Annotated in this window: 2 protein-coding genes and 1 pseudogene; all 3 read left to right on the top strand. The window is 62.7% G+C overall.

The genetic code is table 11. The features are described 5' to 3' along the window. Positions 1 to 195 (top strand): integrase core domain-containing protein (locus BM249_RS20910; protein ID WP_143103836.1); only part of this gene is annotated, 195 nt, incomplete at its 5' end. A 775-nt stretch (positions 196 to 970) separates the two neighbouring features. Beyond that, positions 971 to 1918, top strand: a pseudogene (locus BM249_RS20905) (DEAD/DEAH box helicase family protein); the annotation flags it as partial. Between the two features lie 5 nt (positions 1919 to 1923). Beyond that, positions 1924 to 2613: a sensor histidine kinase gene (locus tag BM249_RS20900; RefSeq protein WP_244528898.1), complete on the top strand. Its 690-nt coding sequence runs from the start codon at positions 1924 to 1926 to the stop codon at positions 2611 to 2613. Positions 2614 to 3102: the final 489 nt, after the last annotated feature.

Genomic DNA, 3102 nt, shown 5'->3' with positions numbered 1-3102 from the left:
GGCGAGGTGTTCTACACCCTCAAGGAGGCCAGCGTCGTGATCGAGCAATGGCGGAGGCACTACAACAGCATCCGGCCGCACTCGTCGCTCGGCTACCAGCCACCCGCACCGGAGGTCGTCATCTGGCTAACGGAACCAGGCGGCTCAGGGCCGCTCGCTCACCCCGCCATCGCCACGCGACCGACGATGCACTAACTTCGAACCTGGGCCACCGAATGGGGGCAGGCCAATTTCAACCTTCCATTTGCGAGTGAAAACCACGAGTTCGGCAATCTTTATGTAGAGATTGTTGATTGTAATCTTGTGTTCGGCGGCCATTATCTTATTCCGATGGTTTGGTGTCGCTGGCTGGTGAATCGTCTATAGCGATCTGGTCACGGGATTTACGAAGAAAACTTGAAATAAATTTTTTACTTTATCTTTGATGAAAAATAATTTTTCTGTGTCCTAGAAGCTGTATGTTGTAAACTGATCCAAAGTGATGTTTCCCTCTTTCCTTTGGCCTTATCTGCTCACCCCGGGCTGTGAGGCTGCAAAGAACGAGGCCTAGCGAGTGCTGCGCGCCAGCTCGGGACGGAGGCGAGGTCATCGACTTCTGGAACCAAACCCAAGACGAGACAGCTACGCCACCACGCTCTCATTCGGCGCTTCGATCACCTCGAACGGTTGGATTGTCTCTGCGTCTCTGAGCACCTGCTCTGGACCCTGAAGCGCCACGTCCGTGAAGGGGCTTTCGCAAAGCAGGCCCAGCTCTGCGCGGTCTGGTGATCGACAACGAGATCGATGAAGTCGATTTGGCCTCGCGTCGCCATCCCGCTTCAGACCGTCCAACACGACCGCACTGAGGAGTTGCAGAATAATCACGGTCCCACCGATCGGCGGATTGTAGCGTGCTACGCGCTCGCACGGGGAGATGGCGGTCGTTATCCTATCTCACAATAATTTTAAGGCTGCTTGCCGGGAGGGCCGAATGGCGACGCCGTTCTTCGAACGACCGATCCTCAATTCGCCCTACAATATCCCCACGCGGCACCATGCGTTGGACAGTGACGGGCAGCCGCTCGACCAAGAGCCGGCACAAGGCCGCCGACGCTCCTCCCTGATCACGCCTGTCCCGAAGTCCAAGAAGCAAAGAGGTAGGGGCAGACAGACCGTCCTGGGGCTCGGCGACGGCACCGACCTGTCCACCGCGGAGCAGGCCTACAACCCGACGCCGATCATCAACGAAATTCGCGGGCACGTGGCATCCTGGCGCTCGTTACCCAATCCCGCCGATTGGGGCGTCACGCCCACTACCCAGCGACTTCTCCAGCACTGGCGCCGCGATCAGGGCTGGCACGGCCCCCGCCCGTTCTTCTGCCAGGTTGAAGCGGTCGAAACCGCGATCTGGCTCACTGAGGTGGCCGGACGGCAGCGCCAGTATGCGCACATCCTTCGCCACATCGAGGGCGCCAACGAGGGCGCGAACCCTGGCCTGCCGCGACTCGCCCTGAAGATGGCAACGGGAGCCGGCAAGACGACCGTCATGGCGATGCTCATCGCATGGCAGACCATCAACGCCGTGCGCAGTCCGAACGCGAAGCACTTCACCCGCGGCTTCCTGCTCGTGACGCCCGGCATCACGATTCGGGACCGTCTGCGGGTGCTGATGCCCGGTGACCCCGACGCCTATTACAGCAAGCGCGAACTCGTGCCGACCGACATGCTCCACGACCTGGGGCAGGCGAAGATCGTGCTGACGAACTACCATGCGTTCAAGCGTCGCGAGACGCTGGAGATCTCGAAGGTCGGACGCTCGCTGCTCCAGGGCCGCCATGCGCCGATTGACACGATCGAGTCCGAGGGCGCAATGCTCCAGCGCGTTTGCCGGGAGCTGCTGCCGATCAAAAACCTCGTCGTGATCAACGACGAGGCGCACCGGAGGTGCGTGGCGTCGGCGACGCCGTGGCCCACGACCTTCGGACACCCCTGACGCGCCTGCGGCTTCGCCTGGAGCGCGGACGCGAACAGGCGCGCGACATCGAGGAACTGCGCGAAGCGGTCGATCAGGGGCTGGTCTGGATCGACCAGACCCTGGAGATGGTGACGGCGGTCCTGCGGATTGGCGAGATCGAGCATGGCCGTCGTTGCGCCGCCTTCGGCCCGGTCGACCTCGGGCTCGTGGTGAGCGAGGCGGTGGAATTCTTCGAGCCCCTGGCCGAGGAAAAGGGGATCGGCCTCGAACGCGCCCTCGATGGCGATGTCCCGCCCATCGAGGGGGACCGCAGCCTGGTCTTCGAGGCCGTCTCCAATCTCCTCGACAACGCGATCAAGTTCACCCCGGCCGGGGGCCGCGTCACGGTCGGTCTCGCCCGACGCGACGGCGCGGCCGTCATGTCCGTCGAGGATACGGGGCCTGGGATCGCCGCTGGCGAGCGGGACCGGATCTTCAAGCGCTTCTATCGCGTGGAACGCGCCCGGCAGACGCCGGGCAATGGCCTCGGCCTCGGCCTCGTCGCCGCCATCGCCAAGCTGCATGGTTTTTCGCTGGTGGTGGGGGATGGTCGCGCCGGGGGATGCCGGTTCGAGATGGGATGCTCGGTGATGGAACAGCGAACGCATCCGGCGGAATGACGATGCCGTAGCGTGCGGTCCCACGAGAGGATGGCCGGCGCGGGACGCCGCCTCGTGAGCCGCAGCACGCCCCGGTCGGCGTCAAGGGCGCCCTGGGGAAATGAATACTATTTTAAGAATTGTTCTAATGTGTATTTCGCGATGAGGTGTCGACATGATGCTGTCTCATCCTCGCCCGCTACGATCATGGATCTTCGCGATCCTCGCCCTCGGAACGTCGATCGCGCCGGTCGCGGCGGAACCTCCGCGCGTGCGGAAGGACCCTCCCTTGTCCTTCATCGAACCCGTGGGCGTGCCTCATCGGCACTGCACGGCCTCGTGCATCAGCCGAGGCTCCGTCCAATGGTATTGCCGTGCGAATCAGACTTGCGTGATCAACTGCTCGACGGCCCCGCCGGGTATGGAATGCCACGGCGGTGAGGAGTGAAGGTTGATCGGCCCCCACGGGGTGGTTCATCGCCGAGTTTGGTGGATCGAGGAGCGAGACAG

Origin of the sequence: Methylobacterium gossipiicola (assembly GCF_900113485.1) — a bacterium.
GTDB lineage: Bacteria > Pseudomonadota > Alphaproteobacteria > Rhizobiales > Beijerinckiaceae > Methylobacterium > Methylobacterium gossipiicola.
This window is presented reverse-complemented; position numbering and strand designations above follow the sequence as displayed.